Consider the following 16604-nt stretch of genomic DNA (forward strand, 5'->3'; position numbering starts at 1 on the left):
TCAAAGTTTTAGAAAATGGAGAAAGGGATGGTAGTGATGTTTGGACTCTTTAAAAGGAAAAAATACGTAGACGTGTATTCGCCTATGGATGGGATATTGGTAAAAATCGAAGAAGTTCCGGATCCTGTTTTTGCACAAAAGATGGTAGGAGATGGGATTGCAGTAGAACCAGCAAAAGGACTGGTTGTTTCACCGGTTGACGGTACTGTAATACAGCTTTTCCCTACAAAACATGCACTAGGCATCAGGACGAAGGAAGGATTGGAGATACTCATCCACATAGGTATGGACACGGTAGAGATGAAGGGGGATGGTTTTGAAAGTTTTGTGTCAGAAGGAGATAGGGTAAAAATAGGTGATAAATTAATAACTTTTGACATAGAAAAGGTAAAGGAAAAACATCCGTTGACTTCACCTGTTATAATTACTAACGGCGATATAGTTGATAAAATTGAAAAAGTAGAAGACTCAAAAGAGGTGAAAGCGGGAGAAAGCAGAGTGATGAGAGTGTACCTTAAATAGAAAAAAGAGGGGTATGGGGATGTACAGGGTAGTTAAGGTACTTAATAATAATGTGTGCATGGCCCATGACAAAAATGGTGTTGAGTGCATACTGGTCGGAAAGGGAATTGGATTTGGGAAAAGGCAAGGGGATTTAATAAAGGAAGAAAGCGTAGAAAAAGTGTTTTATGTGAAAGACACAGAAAATAAAATTAAATTTTCTGACTTGATGGAAAAGGTAAGAACTGATGTTGTCGGTATTTCTGAAGAAATAATTGCGATGGCAGAAAAAATAAAGGGGAAAAAATTAAACGAACATGTTCACATCGCTTTAGCTGATCACCTTGCCTTTGCTATTGAGAGGATAAGCATGGGTATAGACATTAAGAATCCTTTTATAGCCGAAATAAAAGCTTTGTATAAGGAAGACTTTGCTATCGCTGAAAAAGCTTTAGAGATGGTAAAAGAAAGGTTAGGGATTTACCTTCCAGAGGATGAGGTAGGCTTTATAGCGTTGCACCTCCATGCCGCTGTAGAAAATGCAGGACTTTCTGTGACATTAAAAAACACTAGATTGGTTTCTTTGTTGGTTTCAATAATAGAAAAAATCTCTCAAGGAAAATAGACAGAGATTCTCTGGATTACCTGAGGCTGGTTACTCACTTGAGGTTTGCTGTGGATAGAGTAGCCAAAGGGATTGAGGTTGCAAATGAACTTCTTCCCACAATAAAGAGGAAATTCAAGAAAGCTTATAGGATTGCTGAAGAAGTGGCTAATGAAATTGAAAAGGAACTGGGCAAAAAAGTTCCGGAAGAAGAAAAAGGTTATCTTGCAATTCATATTCAACGTTTGCTCCCAAACTAAAAAAATAGTTTGGGAGCTGCAATTTTTTATAATAAAAATTGCAAAATGCTATTGACTTTGATAAAGCTTCTGTGTAAAATAGGATGTAAAAGAGTATTTGAAGGGGGATCATATATGGCTTTCAAAAAAGACAAACCTGTTTACATTGTTGACACTACTTTAAGGGATGGTGAGCAAACTGCAGGTGTTGTATTTGCAAATAACGAAAAAATCAGAATTGCGCAAATGTTAGATGAGATTGGCATAGACCAGCTGGAAGTTGGCATCCCCACAATGGGAGGAGATGAAAAGGAGACGGTAGCTAAAATTGCAAAATTAGGATTGAAGGCTAGTATAATGGCATGGAACAGAGCGGTTGTAAAAGATGTTCAGGAATCTCTTGAGTGCGGTGTAGATGCAGTGGCCATTTCTATTTCTACATCAGACATTCACATAGAGCACAAGTTGAAAAAGACAAGGCAATGGGTATTGGACAGCATGACAGAAGCGGTGAGATTTGCTAAAAAAGAAGGCGTTTATGTTTCTGTTAACGCGGAGGATGCCTCCAGGACTGATATGAATTTTTTGATTGAGTTTGCAAGGTGTGCAAAACAAGCAGGGGCAGATAGATTGAGATTTTGCGACACTGTAGGTTTTTTGGATCCTTTCAAAACCTATGAGATGGTAAAAGCCATTAAAGATGCAGTAGATATTGAGATTGAAATGCATACCCATAATGATTTTGGTATGGCTACGGCAAACGCTCTTGCAGGAGTTAAGGCTGGGGCTAAATTTGTGGGGGTTACAGTTAATGGACTAGGAGAGAGAGCTGGCAATGCGGCTTTAGAAGAGGTAGTCATGGCGTTAAAGTACGTGTACAAAATGGATTTAGGTATTGACACCAGCCGCTTTAGAGAGATATCCGAGTATGTAGCTTTAGCATCAGGTAGACCACTTCCTCCTTCTAAGGCTATTGTAGGTAAAAACGTGTTTGCCCATGAGTCAGGAATTCACGTGGATGGAGCTCTTAAGAATCCGTATACTTATGAAGTGTTTGACCCTCAAGAAGTAGGACTTGAGAGGCAGATAGTGATAGGAAAGCATTCTGGCACTGCGGCTTTAATAAACAAGTTTAAAGAGTACGGGAGAGTTTTAACTGAAGAGGAGGCTAATTTGCTGCTCCCTCATGTTAGGAAGATGGCCATTCAATTAAAGAGGCCTTTATTTGATAAGGAGCTAATGTACCTTTATGAAGATGTGATTGTGAAAGGAAAAGCTAAAGCAATCTAAAAATAGGAGTGAAGAGGATGAATTTGACGCAGAAAATACTTCTGGCGCACCTTGTGGAAGGGAAAATGGCAAAAGGAGAAGAAATAGCGATAAAAATAGACCAGACTCTTACACAGGACTCTACTGGAACAATGGCTTATCTTCAGCTGGAGGCTTTGGGAATAGATAGAGTAAAGACAGAGCTTTCTGTCTCTTACGTTGACCACAATACTTTGCAGCAGGGACCGGAAAATGCTGACGACCACAAATACCTACAGACAGTCGCTGCAAGGTACGGAATATACTTTTCAAGGCCGGGAAATGGAATATGTCACCAGGTCCACCTTGAAAGATTTGGAGTGCCAGGGAAAACCCTTTTGGGTTCAGACAGCCATACGCCCACTGCTGGTGGGTTGGGGATGTTGGCGATAGGAGCAGGAGGACTCGATGTGGCTTTGGCAATGGCAGGAGAGCCTTATAGAATTATAATGCCTGCTATTGTAAATGTGAGGCTTAAAGGTGAATTGAATCCATGGGTTTCGGCGAAAGATGTGATACTAGAGCTTTTAAGAAGACTTACTGTAAAAGGAGGCATAGGTAAAATCTTCGAATATTCGGGGGATGGAGTAAAGACTCTGTCAGTGCCAGAAAGGACTACAATAGCGAATATGGGTGCGGAATTGGGGGCGACTACCTCCATTTTTCCTTCTGATGAAAGGACTTACGAATTTTTAAAAGCTCAGGGTAGAGAAGATGTATTTGTGCCTTTGAGTGCGGATGAAGATGCGGAATATGATGAAGTCATAGAGATAGACCTTTCTGAATTGGAGCCCATGGTGGCACTTCCTCACAGCCCGGACAATGTGGTTAAAGTGAAAGATGCTGGAAGGCCCAGGGTAGATCAGGTGGCGATAGGGTCCTGCACCAATTCTTCTTATATGGATTTGATGAAAGTCGCTTCTATTTTAAAAGGGAAAACTATACCGGAGCATGTGAGCCTTGTAATTGCACCAGGTTCTAGGCAGGTTTTGACTATGCTTGCGAAAAACGGTGCTTTAGCAGACCTTATAGCGGCTGGAGCGAGAATACTTGAAAGTGCTTGTGGGCCCTGCATAGGAATGGGGCAAGCTCCTGCTACAGGCGCCGTTTCTGTGAGAACTTTTAATAGAAATTTCTATGGGAGAAGTGGGACAAAATCTGCATATGTGTATTTGGTAAGTCCGGAAGTAGCGGCGGCAGCCGCGCTTACAGGGTATCTTATTGACCCTAGAGAACTGGGAGAACCACCTCAAGTGCCACTTGTTGAGAGATTTGAAGTAAATGACAATATGATTGTAAAGCCGCCAGAGGATGGGAAAAACGTAGAAGTGATAAAGGGGCCAAATATAAAGCCATTTCCATTGAATACGCCCCTTTCCGATATAGAAAAGAAGGTGTTGATAAAGGTAGGAGATGACATTACAACAGACCACATAATGCCTTCAAATGCTAGACTTCTTCCTTTGAGGTCTAATATACCAGAGCTTTCGAAACATTGCTTTGAAATAATAGACGAAAATTTCTCAAAAAGAGCGGTTGAATGGGGTGGAGGGATAATTGTAGGAGGACATAACTATGGTCAGGGTTCAAGCCGCGAACATGCAGCTTTGGTGCCTCTTTACTTGGGGGTTAAGGCGGTTATAGCTAAATCTTTTGCAAGAATACACAAGGCAAACCTCATAAACAGCGGAATTCTTCCTCTTACTTTTGTAAAAGAAGAGGACTATGAAGATATTGATATGGGAGATGTGCTAAAGATAGAGAATACAGTGGAGCAGGTGAGAAGTGGAAAAAACATTATTGTAAAGAATTTGACTAAAGGAAAAAGCTTTGAGGTAAGACTGGAAGTTTCTGATAGAAATCGGGAAATCCTCATTGCAGGTGGAATGATAAATTATGTAAAAAGTAAAAATAAAACAAATTGAGGCACCTCACCAAAGAGGTGCCTATTTTTAAATCGGATGAGAGGAACCGTCCCCTCTGTCTGATATTTTTCTTGCGAAGATTAAATATCCTGTGTGCCCTATCATGAGGTCTTCTGGCCTTAGCCTTTCAGGGTTTATTTTGTACTTTCTAAGGAGGATTTCACTGACTTCAATGGTATAAAATCCGCTTTTTTCTAATGCCACAAGCGCTTCTGAAACTTGATTTGTGGTCGGAACTAATATTCCTAAATGCCCGCCAAGCTTTAAAGCTCCACTTACTTGTTCTAGCACTTCCCAGGGTTTTCTAACGTCTAAGAAAAAAGCGTCTAACTCTTTTTCTTCAATTCCATCGGAGATGGATTTATTGTACATAATGACGTTGTCGTATTCGCAAAACTCATCAAGATTTTTTCGGGCAAGTTTGAAAAATTCCTCTCTTTGTTCATAAGTATATACTCTTCCATGAGGACCTACCAATCTAGATAAGTAAACGGTAAAGGCGCCGGACCCAGTTCCGGCTTCCCCAACTCTTTTGCCCGGGAAAATGTCTAACCTCATGGCAATGTAACTTCCCTCTTTTGGGTATACAATTTGTGTCTGCCTTTTTAGAGAGTACATGATGTAATCAAAGGTGTCGCACTCAAGGAGATAATATTTCTCTCCCTGAATCTCAAAGCTTGTGCCGGGCGCAAGCTTAGCTAAAAATTGGACATCTACCTGCCCTTTTGGAAGTCCTACTTTGCCAGATGAAGTTATATCTACTACTTTTTTAAAATTGTCAGGTCCAACTATAATGCGCTTATTATGTATTGACTTCACCCTTTCATTCCCCCTTTTTCTTTAAAGGGTACACATGTCTATATTATAACACAAATTTTAAAATATGTTTTCAAAAGTGGGTTTTTCATTTTCAGGCACGTATTTAAGAAGCATTTTTACAGTTTTAAGCTGTGCCATGCTCTGGTCCCTATTCTTTGACTCCACAAAACTTTTCAATTTCTCCATATTTATTTCAATCTCATCTATTTCCCTGTGCTCTACTAAAAGAGCCCATTTCCTATCTATTTTTTTCCATTCACTTTCGGCTTTTTCCACCCAGTCCTTCGCTTTTTCCCAATCACCGCTTTTTATGTGATCTTCGACTTTTGAAAGAAGACTGTCAATTTTCTGAGAAGTGCTGTCTAAATATTTAATTGATGCAAAGTCTAGAAAAAATATAAAAACTAGGAGGAAAACCACTAAAGGGGTGACATATCTCATTTTATCCCTCCTTCTTATACACTGTCAGCACTTTGTTAGAGTCAAGGGAGGCAAATAATACTTCTTTCACACTTTTTATGTTCCAAATTTTAAGCTGCTCATCAAGCCATGCAAGGTCAATGCCTGCTTTTTGCATATTCTGATGCATAATTCTTCCGTCGATTATTATAGGAAGGGGCAACCCTTCGTACTCAGGTGTTATATTCAAATCTTTTGGAGTAACAGGTCTTTTATCACTTTTAGGGATGACACTCAGACTCCCGTTTGTTTCTAAAATAGCATATTCCACATCTGCTATATTGGGATAGCCTTTCACTCTAAGCTCTTCTAACAGGTCGTTTATATTATACCTTTCTTTTTGAAGCTGTGAAGTTAAGATCTTACCCTTTTCAATTAAAATTGTAGGGGTGCCGCAGATTATAACTCTGGCTCTTAGGCTTTTCATTGAGAGGTACGAAAGGACGAGCTGGGATATTAAAAGAGTGAGGACAGGTATAATACCTGCGACAAGAGGTATTCCCTTGTTCTGCATTGGTATTGCTACCAGGTCTGCTATCATTATTGCTACTACCAGTTCATAGGGCTGAAGCTGTCCTATTTGCTGTTTTCCAGAAATTCTCATAAATACTACCACTAGGGCATATAAGATTAGTGTGCGGAAAAAAAGTATTAGCATGTTTTCACCCTTTCCTCCTTTTCATATATAGTATTTATGGCATTTTTCAGAAATATTCACTTACATTTAATTCATTTTATGGAAAGAAAATTCGTTAAAATTTTTTTCGCAATGTAAAATTTTCAGTGGTAACGTTTTATAACAAATTATGATATAGAATGTAAATTTACAAGCTGTTATAATATAGATGAGGGATAATAAAAATAGGGGTTGAAGAGGGATGTATAAACTTCTTGTCAGTGATGCAGATGGGAGCTTGTTAAATAGCAATTCGGCGATTTCTGATCGAACTAAAGAGGCTGTGAGAGAGGTGATATCGAGGGGAGTCATTTTTACAATAGCGACAGGCCGGATGTTCTCCTCTATCTTGCCCTATGCTGAAGAGTTGAAAATAAATGCTCCTGTTATTTCCTATAACGGCGCTCTTATAAAAGACATATACACCAAAAAAGTGTACTATTACAATCCCATTCCTTCCGAAGATGCCCTGTTTGCCATAAAGCTTCTGAAAGAAAATGGATACCATATAAATTTATACATTGATGATGAACTTTATGTGGAAGAAATAACTGATAGAGTAGAGTGGTACCTTTCTTTTAACAACAATGTGAAGGTAAATCCTGTGGGAGACCTCATGGAGTTTTTGATGGACACAGGCAGTGTTACGGCTAAGATTTACGCTCTAAATGACTTAAAAAATCCCGTCTCCATAGATGCGAGAGTGTATGATGAAATATCCAAGAAGTTGACCATTTCATCTTCCGGCGGAGGTCATTTAGAGATAAATGCTAAAGGTGTGAGCAAAGGAAATGCTCTTAAAACCCTTGCCAATATGTACAACATAAAAAGGGAACAGGTAGTGGCGATTGGCGACAATTTGAATGATCTTTCTATGATAGAATATGCAGGGTTGGGGGTTGCAATGGGTAATGCCCCGGATATCGTAAAGATTAAGGCTTCCTATACAACTTTATCAAATGATGAAGATGGCGTTGCTCACGTCATAGATAAATTCTTTTTGAACAGAAAAACCATAGCTGTGTAGTGACAAAAAAATAAAACAGGGAATATGATATATTACCGCAGTGCGGTAATATATTTTTTTATTCCCAGGTGATAAAATATGGAAGGGACGGTTATAAAACTTATTTATCTGGTTATACTTTTTATTGGGGCACTTTACTGTTTGTTTTCTTTTCTCCCCCTTTTTGTAGAATTAGATTCCATCTTTCATCAGAAGTCTTTAAAAAAATTCATGAAAATGAATGAAAAAAATTGAAAAATCTATTGACAAAATCTCTAAGAACAAGTAAAATAACATAAAGCGAAAACGATTAAGCCTGGGAGTGATAGGAATGGGTGCAACTATAAAAGATGTAGCGAGAGAGGCGAAAGTTTCCATTGCTACAGTTTCAAGAGTTTTAAACAACAGCGCTGTTGTGACAGAAGAGACAAGACAGAGGGTTTTAGAGGCAATAAAAAAGACGGGTTACAAACCCAATGCTCTTGCAAGAAGCTTAAAGATTCAAAAAACTCACACTATTGGTCTTATCATACCCGACATTTCAAGCACCTTTTACCCTGAGGTGGTAAGAGGTATAGAGGACATTGCTGCAATGTATAATTATAATATCTTCTTGTGCAACACCGACCAGAAAGAAGATAAAGAAATAAAATATATAGAAATTCTGGGAGAAAAGCAGGTAGACGGAATTATATTCATGGGGGATGTAGTAAGAGACAGCGTAATTCAAGCTTTTAACGAGTTTAAAGTGCCGGTAGTGCTTGCAGGCACACAGGACAAAGAGAAAAGGTATCCCAGTGTAATGATTGACAATGAAAAAGCCGCCTATGATGCGGTGAAATACCTCATTTCCCTTGGGCACAAGAAGATAGGAATGATTGCAGGTTCAATGCAAGACCCAATAGCAGGTCTTCAAAGAATAGAAGGTTATAAAAGGGCTTTGGAAGAACACGGCATAAAATATGACCCTGAGCTCGTAGTAGAAGGCGAATTTAAGACGAGGAAGGCATATCTTGCAATGCTTAAACTTCTCGAGCACAAAGTTACAGCTGTTTTTGCGGCTTCAGATGACATGGCTGCAGCAGCTATAAACGCTATATTTGACTCAAACTTAAGGGTTCCTGATGACATACATGTGGTGGGCTTTGATAATACCTATATTTCCACGATTTTCAGGCCTACTATAACTACAATACTGCAGCCTGCCTATGACATAGGAGCTGTTGCTATGAGACTTTTGACAAAGCTTCTGGGCAAAGAGCCAATAGAAGAGATGCATGTCATTTTGCCTCATCAGCTGATTGTAAGAGAATCTACGGGATTTAAAGAAGGAAGTAGCCGATGAGGCTATTTTTTTTATTCGCCTTTATGATATACTAGATTTTGGGAGGTGAAATTGGTGGAGAGATTGCTTATCATAGATGACGAAGAAATGTTTGTTAAGGGATTGAAACTTTCTTTAGAAGAGGAAGGATTTGAAGTGGATGCGGCTTACGATGGGGAGGAGGGGCTTGAAAAGGTCAGAATAGGAAATTACGACCTGGTTATTCTTGATATAATGCTTCCTAAAATGGATGGTTTCTCAGTTTGTAGAGAAATAAGGACTTTTTCAAACATTCCAATAATAATGCTTACTGCAAGGGGAGACGATGTGGATAGAATTGTCGGGATAGAAATAGGAGCAGATGACTATCTAGCAAAGCCTTTCAATACTCGAGAGTTGATTGCAAGAATTAGGGCTCTTTTAAGAAGAGCGTCAAATCCCTATGTGAAGAAAAAAGAAGAGATAAGAAGGGGAGATTTGTATATTAACATTCCTGAGAGGGCAGTTTACAAAAGAGGTAAAAAGATTGAGCTCACAAATAAGGAGTTTGAAATACTAGTGCTTTTAGCTTCTAATCCCGGCAAAGTGTACACAAAGGATAAGCTTTTAGATCTCATATGGGGTGTTGATTTTTATGGCGATGCGAACACAGTGACAGTGCATGTGAGGAAGCTCAGGGAAAAATTAGAGGATGACCCTGCTAATCCCCAGTACATTTTTACCAAATGGGGAGCGGGATATTACATGAAATAGGTGATAAAATGAGTTTGCGGTGGAAAATTTTTTATTTGTATTTGACGATAATGATAATATCTTTGGCTGTCACAGGACTTTATCTTTACAACTACATTGAAAAAAGCTATTTGGACAATTTAAAAATAAACAATTCGATGCAGGCAAACATGGTGTCTAATTTTGTGTCTCGCTTTGTGGGGACCCCCTCCTCTTATCTCATTGAACCTACTATAGTTGAATATGCCAAGCAGATAAACGCCCGCATTCTTTTTACTAACATAGACGGAAGGGTGATGGTGGATTCTGCCCCTTCTAAAGAGTTTGAAGGGAAAAGCATAAAAATGTATCCAGATATAAAAGAGGCGCTAAGCGGAAAAAGTTCCACCAGCATTCACAACATAAGCGGTGTAGGGTGGGCGATGTACACAGCTGTTCCTGTCATTTCAAAAAACAATGTGGTAGGTGCTATATTGATTTCTTCCTCTATTGACAATGTGATTGACCTTTTAAATTCTATAAAATACAGGATGATATACACTTTTTCAGGAATTGGGGTGTTAGTAGGTTTTTTAAGCCTTTTGGTGGCATCTTTCATCACAAATCCTCTGAAGAGGCTTACAGAGGCTGCAAATATTTTATCTCAAGGTAAGCTTGATTACAAGGTAGATGTAAAGAGTAAAGATGAAATTGGCAAGCTGGCAAATGCTTTTAACAAGATGAGCTACAGTTTAATGAAAATAGATGAAGAGAGGAAAAGATTTGTGTCCGATGCCTCCCATGAATTAAAAACGCCCCTTGCTTCTGTAAAGGCCTTGATAGAATCCTTGATAAACAGCAGAAGTCAGGATATAGCCTTTTATAAAGAAATACTTCATGATGTAAACGGTGAAATAGACAGAATGACAAGGCTTGTTAACGATCTGCTGGAATTAGCACGACTTGACAAGATAAAATCGCCTCGAATAAAGAGGGTAGAGGTTTCAGAAGTAATATCTGATGTAATAGATAGCCTTGCACCTCTTGCAGAATCGAAGAATGTGAATCTTACATTCAATGGCAAAGAAAAGGTTTTTGCAGAAGTAGATCCGGACAGATTTTATAGGATGGCGTACAATATTGTAGAAAATGGCATTAAGTACACTCATGAAGGTGGAAATGTATTAGTGGGCCTTGACGAAGATGAAGATAATATCTACCTTGCGATAAGTGACAATGGAATTGGCATAAGCGAAGAGGTGCTTCCCAAGATTTTTGACCGCTTTGCCAGAGGAGATACAGCAAGGTCTAAAAAGAACGGGGGCTTTGGTTTGGGGCTTGCTATTGCCAAGGAAATTATTGATATGCATGAGGGAAAAGTCACTGTTGAAAGCAAGGTAGGGGAAGGGACGACTTTTAAAATTGTGCTGCCCAAAAGGAAGAATAAGGAATATTAATTTTTCTTAATAATTTCTTTATATTTTTTTAATCATTGGAAAAGAGGAAAATGGTATTATTGAATTAGAAACAAAAAAGATGAGGTGGGGAAGGGTGAAAAAATTTTCTTTAGCTGTTTTTGTTTTGCTTGCTGTCATTCTGATGGGAGGGTGTATGGGGAATTTAAACGCAAAAGATGATAATCCTCCCATAAATCCCAAGCCTTTAGCTCAGGAGGTTTTAGAAAATCAGACAAAAGAAGTTTCGCTTTACTTTTTAAATGACAAATCAAACAGCCTTACGATGGAAAAAAGATTCATACCAAAAGATGCGGATGTGCTCAAACAGGTTGTGCTGGAACTCATAAAAGGACCCAATGAAGAGTATTCAAGACCTATATTTCCAGCAGGTACCAGGCTTTTGTCAATTGATATGCAGGAGGGCACAGTTTTTGTCAATTTTTCTAAGGAATTTTTGCAGGAAGGCGATGATGAGAAAATTGATAAATTAAGAGTGGCAGCTTTGGTCAATGCTCTGACGGATATACTGGGAGTAAACAGTGTGCAGATTTTAGTAGAGGGAAACAAAGTAGAGCAGGTAGGAAAGTGTAAAATTGGTCTAGAACCATTAAAAAGGATCATGGTGGTAGGAGATGTGTACTACAATCCGGAGAAAATAAAAAGGTTGCAAGAGAGGGCTGATTTTGGCAAAGAAGCTTGGAGATTTGACCCGCTTCAAGTTTTGAGAAAAGAAGGTGGAATTATAGGGCTTGGAGAGCAGGACGAGATAGCTTTGAAAGAGGAATTTAGCGGAAAAGCTGTAGCAGAAGTTGTACACGACGGGAAAGTGTACAAAGTAGAGCTTATACAGCCTTTTGGAAAGGGCAGCAACTATATATGGCTTATACACAAAGTTACCCCTTTATTTACTCCAATTCCAGATACAGACCCTACAAAGGGCGAGACCTTCATATACGGTAAAGTTAAAGCCATAGATTATGAAGCGAGAGTAATCACTATTGAAAGAGAGTATCAGGACGCTCGAGATTTAAAAAACGAAGTGGGACCAGAGATAAAAGTACTTCCACACGCTATAATCCACTTTTTAGCAAAAGTAAGCTATACCCCTGATTCAGGGGTTAAATATGCGGAGAAAGATATAAGTTTAAATAGGATTAAAGTGGGGGATGAGCTTGGCATAATACTGACCAAAGACAAAGAAGCCAGGGCGATAATAGTTTCTGACCCCAGCTTAATTCCTTATGAACCTAATATAAAGGTATTATCTCCTGCTAGAAATGAAGCGGTGTCAAGTCCTTTTAAAGTGATAGGAAAGGCGAGGGTTTTTGAAGGCGGAGTCAACATAAGGCTTATTGACAACAGCGGCAATGTATTGAATGAAACTTTTGTTCAGGCTAGTAATTCTGCCCCATCGTGGGGAGATTTTGAAGCCATAGTTTCCTATAAGCCTTTAAAAGAGCCTAGAAATGGCCTTCTACAGGTATTTTCTATAAGCCCTCAGGATGGGTCTATCCAGAACCTTGTATCTATTCCTTTGAGATTAAAATGATAGGCTTTTTGAATATGAAGCAATCAGTATTCCATTGGCTATTGTTTCTGCAATTTCGTAAATAAATCCGAGCCTTATTGAATTTAAATCTTTTGCGTGGAAACTATCTACTATTCCTACTATTGAGAGGTCTCCGACCGGAGGTAGGATTTTCCCTACGCCTTTGCCAGGATGTATTGGAGATTTCTTTATAGATATTTTGCCTATATTTTCTTCTTCTCCTAAAGAGGCATCCACAGCAATTATTTTGCTGTAAGGATGCTTCTTTTTTATGTACCTTAAATTTTCTTCTAAATTTATAGCGTGTACAGGATTTTTCAAGGTCCCGTACACGTAGTAAATAGGCGGTAAGGACCCAGAGATGAGGTTTCCCACTATAGGGCCCAGGGAGTCAGTTATAAATCTGTCTGTTCCAATGCACAAAAAGACTGTTTCGGGGAGCAGATGACGGCTTAAAAAATTAGCTATTTGAAAGGAAGCTTTTTCTTCATTATACCTTAGTCTCAGCTCTTCCATTAAGATCCCCCTTTGCCCGATAATCTGAATTAAAACTAATTTTCAAAGGAATAATAGAAATGTGGCTATCAAACTTTAGGAGGTATTTCTGATGAAAGGATACAAAAAGTTTTTGACAGCAATTTCTGTGGCGGTTTTAATTGCTGCTACTACAATATTTATGTTTAAAACTTCTTTGAAAGAACAAAATACCATAATTCCTGAAAAGACGGGGATTTTATCGCAAAGTGAAGTTAAATTTTTAGTGCCCCAAGAGGACAGGGAAAAAGAAGAAATAGAACTCATGAAAAAAGAGATTAGAGAGAAAAACAAAAGGCTAAAAGTCAATGAAAAAATAGCAGAAATTGAAAAAATGTTAGATGATGGGCAGAGGGAGAGAGTAGAAGAAATTTTAAAAAAGTTAGGAAATGATAGGGTGGAAGAGATAATAAAGCTAGTTGAAAAAGGGATAGATGGAAAAGGGAATGAAAAGATACTGGCAATTTTAAGAGAAAGGCTGACGCCTGAAGAAATAAAGTACATATTGGAACTGGTAGATAAGTACTAATCCCCCTTCTAATTTGAAGGGGGATTTACTACTCTTTTAAATTGGTATTTTATATCTTTTCCGTTCACCATCACTGAAACGAATCCAAAATCATTGTATATGTCGTTGTTATTGCCCGATACATTTGTTCCATAGGTTTCCACGTACCTTATTCCCTCCTCTAAAGAAGTGTAAAATTTCTTGCTGCTGTTTGATATGACCCAAACATTTTTCCCAGTTTTTTTGTGAAATTCTTTTAATGTTTCTTCGAACAAAGACGCTTCTTTATTATCCTTCAAGCCCTCATTTCCCCAAATTGGTTTAGACAAAAGTATAAAGAGGTTGTCTCCTTGTATGTTATTAAGCTGGTCTTTAAACCATGTCCACTGGTTTGGATCTGGCTTTACAAAAGTGCCGTTTCTATTGTTTAATACTATAAAGGTGGAGTTTCCGTATTCATATCTTTGATATTTATCTCCTACGGCGATGTACCTTGTTTTCAAATTAGCAAGAGCCCTTTCATTTATATCTCCTACAAAAATTGCCAATGGATATTCCTTATTAGCGGTATCTACGGCTTTTAAGGAGATTTGAAGCTTTAGAAGAGTGTTGTACTTCGTGTCTCCAAAAATCATAAATTTAAATGAATCTGAAGTATTATTGACAGCAACTTCTTTATTGTCTGGGTCAAATTGAGTGAAGTCAGTCTGAGGGACTAGGTTAGAATAATCAAACTCCGACCCTTTTCCTGCTTTAACAGGAAGCAGCGCAGTTTTATCAAGGACTTTTGCTACGATTGCACCACTTGAGTCAAAATTAGCAGATGTAAATGTTCCGTTATTGTCTATAGTACCTACGTTATTGTAAATTTGCCATTCAATATCAATTGGGTCTATTAAAGCTCTATATCCTTTTACATCTTTTCCAAAAAGTTTTATACCAATTTTTTTGTTTTTGTCTAACACTATCTCAGAAGGCTTAAATTCTAATACTGCAGGATTTTCTAAAACGGCAATTTTAATGGTTGAGGTTACCTCACCTACTCTTGCCACAATAGTGCCTTCACCTGTGCTTAAAGGAATGAAATAATTTCCCTCGAACCTTCCTTCAACTCCAGTTACAGAAAATTCGACCTCATGAAGTTCTACCGGAATAGGGTTGTAGTTTTCATCGTATCCTTTTACCTTTATACTTCTGTGCAATCCTTTAAACACTTTATTATCTTCGACTTCTAATTTAAGTCCATATAGATTTCCCTTAGGAGCAGTGCTAAAGACGGCTACCCCGTTGGGCACTTTTCTTTCATAAGAATTAGGAGAATAATTGTAAAGTACAGCTTCTGTTTCCCCCAAAGGTCTTACTGCCATCTGAGTGGAACCGCCCCCATCGAGGTTTAGAGCATCGTAGGCTCCTAATGAAAGCATAAGACTTGCTAGCTCTTCTTGAGTCATTCCTCTGTAAGGAGGACCGTCCACTGTCACCATAAGCACATACCTTTTATCTTTTGTATACCCAATAGCTGTTCTGGCAGCATATCCTTTTATTTCATGGGTGAATGGGTATATTTTCCCGCCTTTTACCAGTATTGTCCCTCCGCTTACAGCCATTTTTATATCTTCAAAAGGAGGATTGGTAGTTATATCCTTCTGAATTTTATCCCCTGGGCTTAGCCTAAGAAGGAGATTGCCTATATCCCCTGATGCAGCCAGAACATATCCTCCTTCAGGTATTTCAGTGGAAGGCTGTCCCTGTCGAACTTCTATTACGGTATCATTTTGGTCTACTACTACCTCTACAAGTTGCGGCACATTTTCATTAGCACCAGGAGAAAATCTATACCAGTCTCTTGTGTACATTACCGTGTACTGAAAAGTACTGCTTATTTTATTTATCGCAGCGAGGAATACAGTGGTTCCATCAGGTAAAGTTATTGACATTTTCTTTGTCCAGTAATCTATATAGGGTGTGCCTGTTTTGTCAATATAGAAAGTCGCCATTTTACCGTTTGAAGCAGGGTCTGTTATTAAATTTCCGTCTTTGACTGTTGCACCTATCACAAATCCCGTTTTTGTATCAAAGAAGTCACCATTTATGGCTGCTACAGCTCCATAAGAATTTGCCATTTCTCTTATAGGCATCCTTTCCTTTATGCCGGAGGGGCTAAAAATGACAGAAAGGTCCAGATAAGGGTCTTTTAAGTCAATTTTTAAAATGTTTATATTGATAAATCCTTCAGGGGTAAAATAAAGGAGGTTTGTGTGAGTGACTCCTTTAGTCACTATTTGTGTCTGTTCCTTTGATTCTAAGACAGTATAAGCTGCCTTTACATTTTCCACTGAAAATGCGATTACCAGCAGTATGATGAGGATAGAAATTAGCTTTCTTGAGAATATTTTCAATTTTCTTCCTCCTTTGTTGAATATATTTTCTTCTACAGGTGAATTATACCACAGGTATATTACAGTCGTGTTACACAAATATTAAGATTTAATTAAATTTGGCGCATTCTTTAAAAAGAGGGAGAATAAAAGAGTATAAGCGAGGAAAATGGCTGTTTTTAAGGTTTTATACCTGTTGTTTAAATTCAATTTTTTTATTATAATTTATCTTGCTACTGCGGTCGGGATGTAGCGCAGCTGGTAGCGCACGTGCTTTGGGAGCATGGGGTCGGGGGTTCAAGTCCCCCCATCCCGACCAGTGTGGTCGTGTAGCTCAGCTGGGAGAGCACCTGCCTTACAAGCAGGGGGTCATAGGTTCGAGTCCTATCGCGACCACCATTTCAAACTAAATAAAAGCGTGGAGGGATACCCAAGCGGCCAAAGGGGGCAGACTGTAAATCTGCTGGCGTATGCCTTCGATGGTTCAAATCCATCTCCCTCCACCATTTTTAATTTATGAGACCTTTTTAAGGTCTTTTTTATTTTACCTTATTGACTTCAAAAAAGAAAGTAGTATAATATTTTTTAGAAACTAATTTTCTCATG

The 16604-nt window shown here is 38.6% G+C and carries 16 protein-coding genes and 3 tRNA genes; 14 read left to right on the forward strand and 5 right to left on the reverse strand.

Annotation, left to right across the window (positions count from 1 at the left end):
• Positions 1 to 36: 36 nt before the first annotated feature.
• The 5 genes from TTE_RS02235 (at position 37) to TTE_RS02250 (ending at position 4577) form a co-directional block, all read left to right on the forward strand.
• A complete protein-coding gene (locus tag TTE_RS02235) occupies positions 37 to 522 on the forward strand; it encodes a PTS sugar transporter subunit IIA (protein ID WP_031313884.1) in 486 nt (161 codons plus the stop codon).
• A 19-nt stretch (positions 523 to 541) separates the two neighbouring features.
• Complete coding sequence (locus TTE_RS02240) at positions 542 to 1126, forward strand: PRD domain-containing protein (protein ID WP_226990153.1); 585 nt, start codon at positions 542 to 544, stop codon at positions 1124 to 1126.
• A 38-nt stretch (positions 1127 to 1164) separates the two neighbouring features.
• Positions 1165 to 1365, forward strand: coding sequence for a PRD domain-containing protein (locus tag TTE_RS14130; RefSeq protein WP_235619555.1), 201 nt, complete (start codon positions 1165 to 1167; stop codon positions 1363 to 1365).
• 114 nt (positions 1366 to 1479) lie between these two features.
• Positions 1480 to 2634 (forward strand): homocitrate synthase, encoded by a 1155-nt coding sequence (gene nifV, locus TTE_RS02245; protein WP_011024905.1) that lies wholly within the window; start codon positions 1480 to 1482, stop codon positions 2632 to 2634.
• Between the two features lie 17 nt (positions 2635 to 2651).
• On the forward strand, positions 2652 to 4577 hold the full coding sequence (locus TTE_RS02250) for an aconitate hydratase (protein WP_011024906.1): 1926 nt from the start codon (positions 2652 to 2654) through the stop codon (positions 4575 to 4577).
• A gap of 27 nt (positions 4578 to 4604) precedes the next feature.
• Here the strand turns inward: TTE_RS02250 and TTE_RS02255 are convergent, their stop codons facing one another.
• From TTE_RS02255 to TTE_RS02265, 3 genes are read right to left on the reverse strand one after another with little or no spacing between them, the layout of a single operon-like run.
• Positions 4605 to 5396, reverse strand: a complete 792-nt coding sequence (locus TTE_RS02255; RefSeq protein WP_011024907.1) for a tRNA (adenine-N1)-methyltransferase — start codon at positions 5394 to 5396, stop codon at positions 4605 to 4607.
• A gap of 57 nt (positions 5397 to 5453) precedes the next feature.
• Entirely contained in the window at positions 5454 to 5837 is a 384-nt protein-coding gene (locus TTE_RS02260) for a DUF4363 family protein (RefSeq protein WP_011024908.1), read from the reverse strand.
• A 1-nt stretch (position 5838) separates the two neighbouring features.
• Positions 5839 to 6513: a YetF domain-containing protein gene (locus TTE_RS02265; protein ID WP_009611278.1), complete on the reverse strand. Its 675-nt coding sequence runs from the start codon at positions 6511 to 6513 to the stop codon at positions 5839 to 5841.
• Between the two features lie 220 nt (positions 6514 to 6733).
• Here TTE_RS02265 and TTE_RS02270 point away from each other — a divergent pair, with 220 nt between their 5' ends.
• From TTE_RS02270 to TTE_RS02290, 5 genes are all read left to right on the forward strand, one after another.
• Complete coding sequence (locus tag TTE_RS02270) at positions 6734 to 7558, forward strand: Cof-type HAD-IIB family hydrolase (RefSeq protein WP_011024909.1); 825 nt, start codon at positions 6734 to 6736, stop codon at positions 7556 to 7558.
• A gap of 310 nt (positions 7559 to 7868) precedes the next feature.
• A complete protein-coding gene (locus tag TTE_RS02275; protein WP_011024911.1) occupies positions 7869 to 8882 on the forward strand; it encodes a LacI family DNA-binding transcriptional regulator in 1014 nt (337 codons plus the stop codon).
• A 54-nt stretch (positions 8883 to 8936) separates the two neighbouring features.
• A complete protein-coding gene (locus TTE_RS02280) occupies positions 8937 to 9614 on the forward strand; it encodes a response regulator transcription factor (protein ID WP_011024912.1) in 678 nt (225 codons plus the stop codon).
• An 8-nt stretch (positions 9615 to 9622) separates the two neighbouring features.
• Positions 9623 to 11029: a sensor histidine kinase gene (locus TTE_RS02285; protein ID WP_011024913.1), complete on the forward strand. Its 1407-nt coding sequence runs from the start codon at positions 9623 to 9625 to the stop codon at positions 11027 to 11029.
• 94 nt (positions 11030 to 11123) lie between these two features.
• Positions 11124 to 12578, forward strand: coding sequence for a Gmad2 immunoglobulin-like domain-containing protein (locus TTE_RS02290; protein WP_011024914.1), 1455 nt, complete (start codon positions 11124 to 11126; stop codon positions 12576 to 12578).
• Here TTE_RS02290 and yyaC read toward each other — a convergent pair.
• The gene (yyaC, locus tag TTE_RS02295) at positions 12570 to 13094 is read right to left on the reverse strand and encodes a spore protease YyaC (protein ID WP_011024915.1); all 525 of its coding nucleotides are present in this window, start codon (positions 13092 to 13094) and stop codon (positions 12570 to 12572) included. The two genes, TTE_RS02290 and yyaC, sit on opposite strands and share 9 nt — an antisense overlap.
• A 91-nt stretch (positions 13095 to 13185) precedes the next feature.
• Between yyaC and TTE_RS02300 the strand changes: the two genes are divergently transcribed.
• A complete protein-coding gene (locus tag TTE_RS02300; RefSeq protein WP_011024916.1) occupies positions 13186 to 13641 on the forward strand; it encodes a hypothetical protein in 456 nt (151 codons plus the stop codon).
• Positions 13642 to 13649: 8 nt separating this feature from the next.
• Here TTE_RS02300 and TTE_RS02305 read toward each other — a convergent pair whose 3' ends face one another.
• Positions 13650 to 16013 carry a phosphodiester glycosidase family protein gene (locus TTE_RS02305; RefSeq protein WP_041587274.1) on the reverse strand — a complete coding sequence of 788 codons (2364 nt, stop codon included), beginning with the start codon at positions 16011 to 16013 and terminating at the stop codon, positions 13650 to 13652.
• A 228-nt stretch (positions 16014 to 16241) separates the two neighbouring features.
• Here TTE_RS02305 and TTE_RS02310 point away from each other — a divergent pair.
• The 3 genes from TTE_RS02310 to TTE_RS02320 all read left to right on the forward strand — a co-directional run bounded on the left by TTE_RS02310 (position 16242) and on the right by TTE_RS02320 (position 16504).
• A tRNA-Pro gene (locus tag TTE_RS02310) sits at positions 16242 to 16317 on the forward strand.
• Between the two features lie 4 nt (positions 16318 to 16321).
• A tRNA-Val gene (locus tag TTE_RS02315) sits at positions 16322 to 16397 on the forward strand.
• 21 nt (positions 16398 to 16418) lie between these two features.
• A tRNA-Tyr gene (locus TTE_RS02320) sits at positions 16419 to 16504 on the forward strand.
• Positions 16505 to 16604 lie beyond the last annotated feature (100 nt).

The organism is Caldanaerobacter subterraneus subsp. tengcongensis MB4 (assembly GCF_000007085.1).
GTDB lineage: Bacteria > Bacillota > Thermoanaerobacteria > Thermoanaerobacterales > Thermoanaerobacteraceae > Thermoanaerobacter > Thermoanaerobacter subterraneus.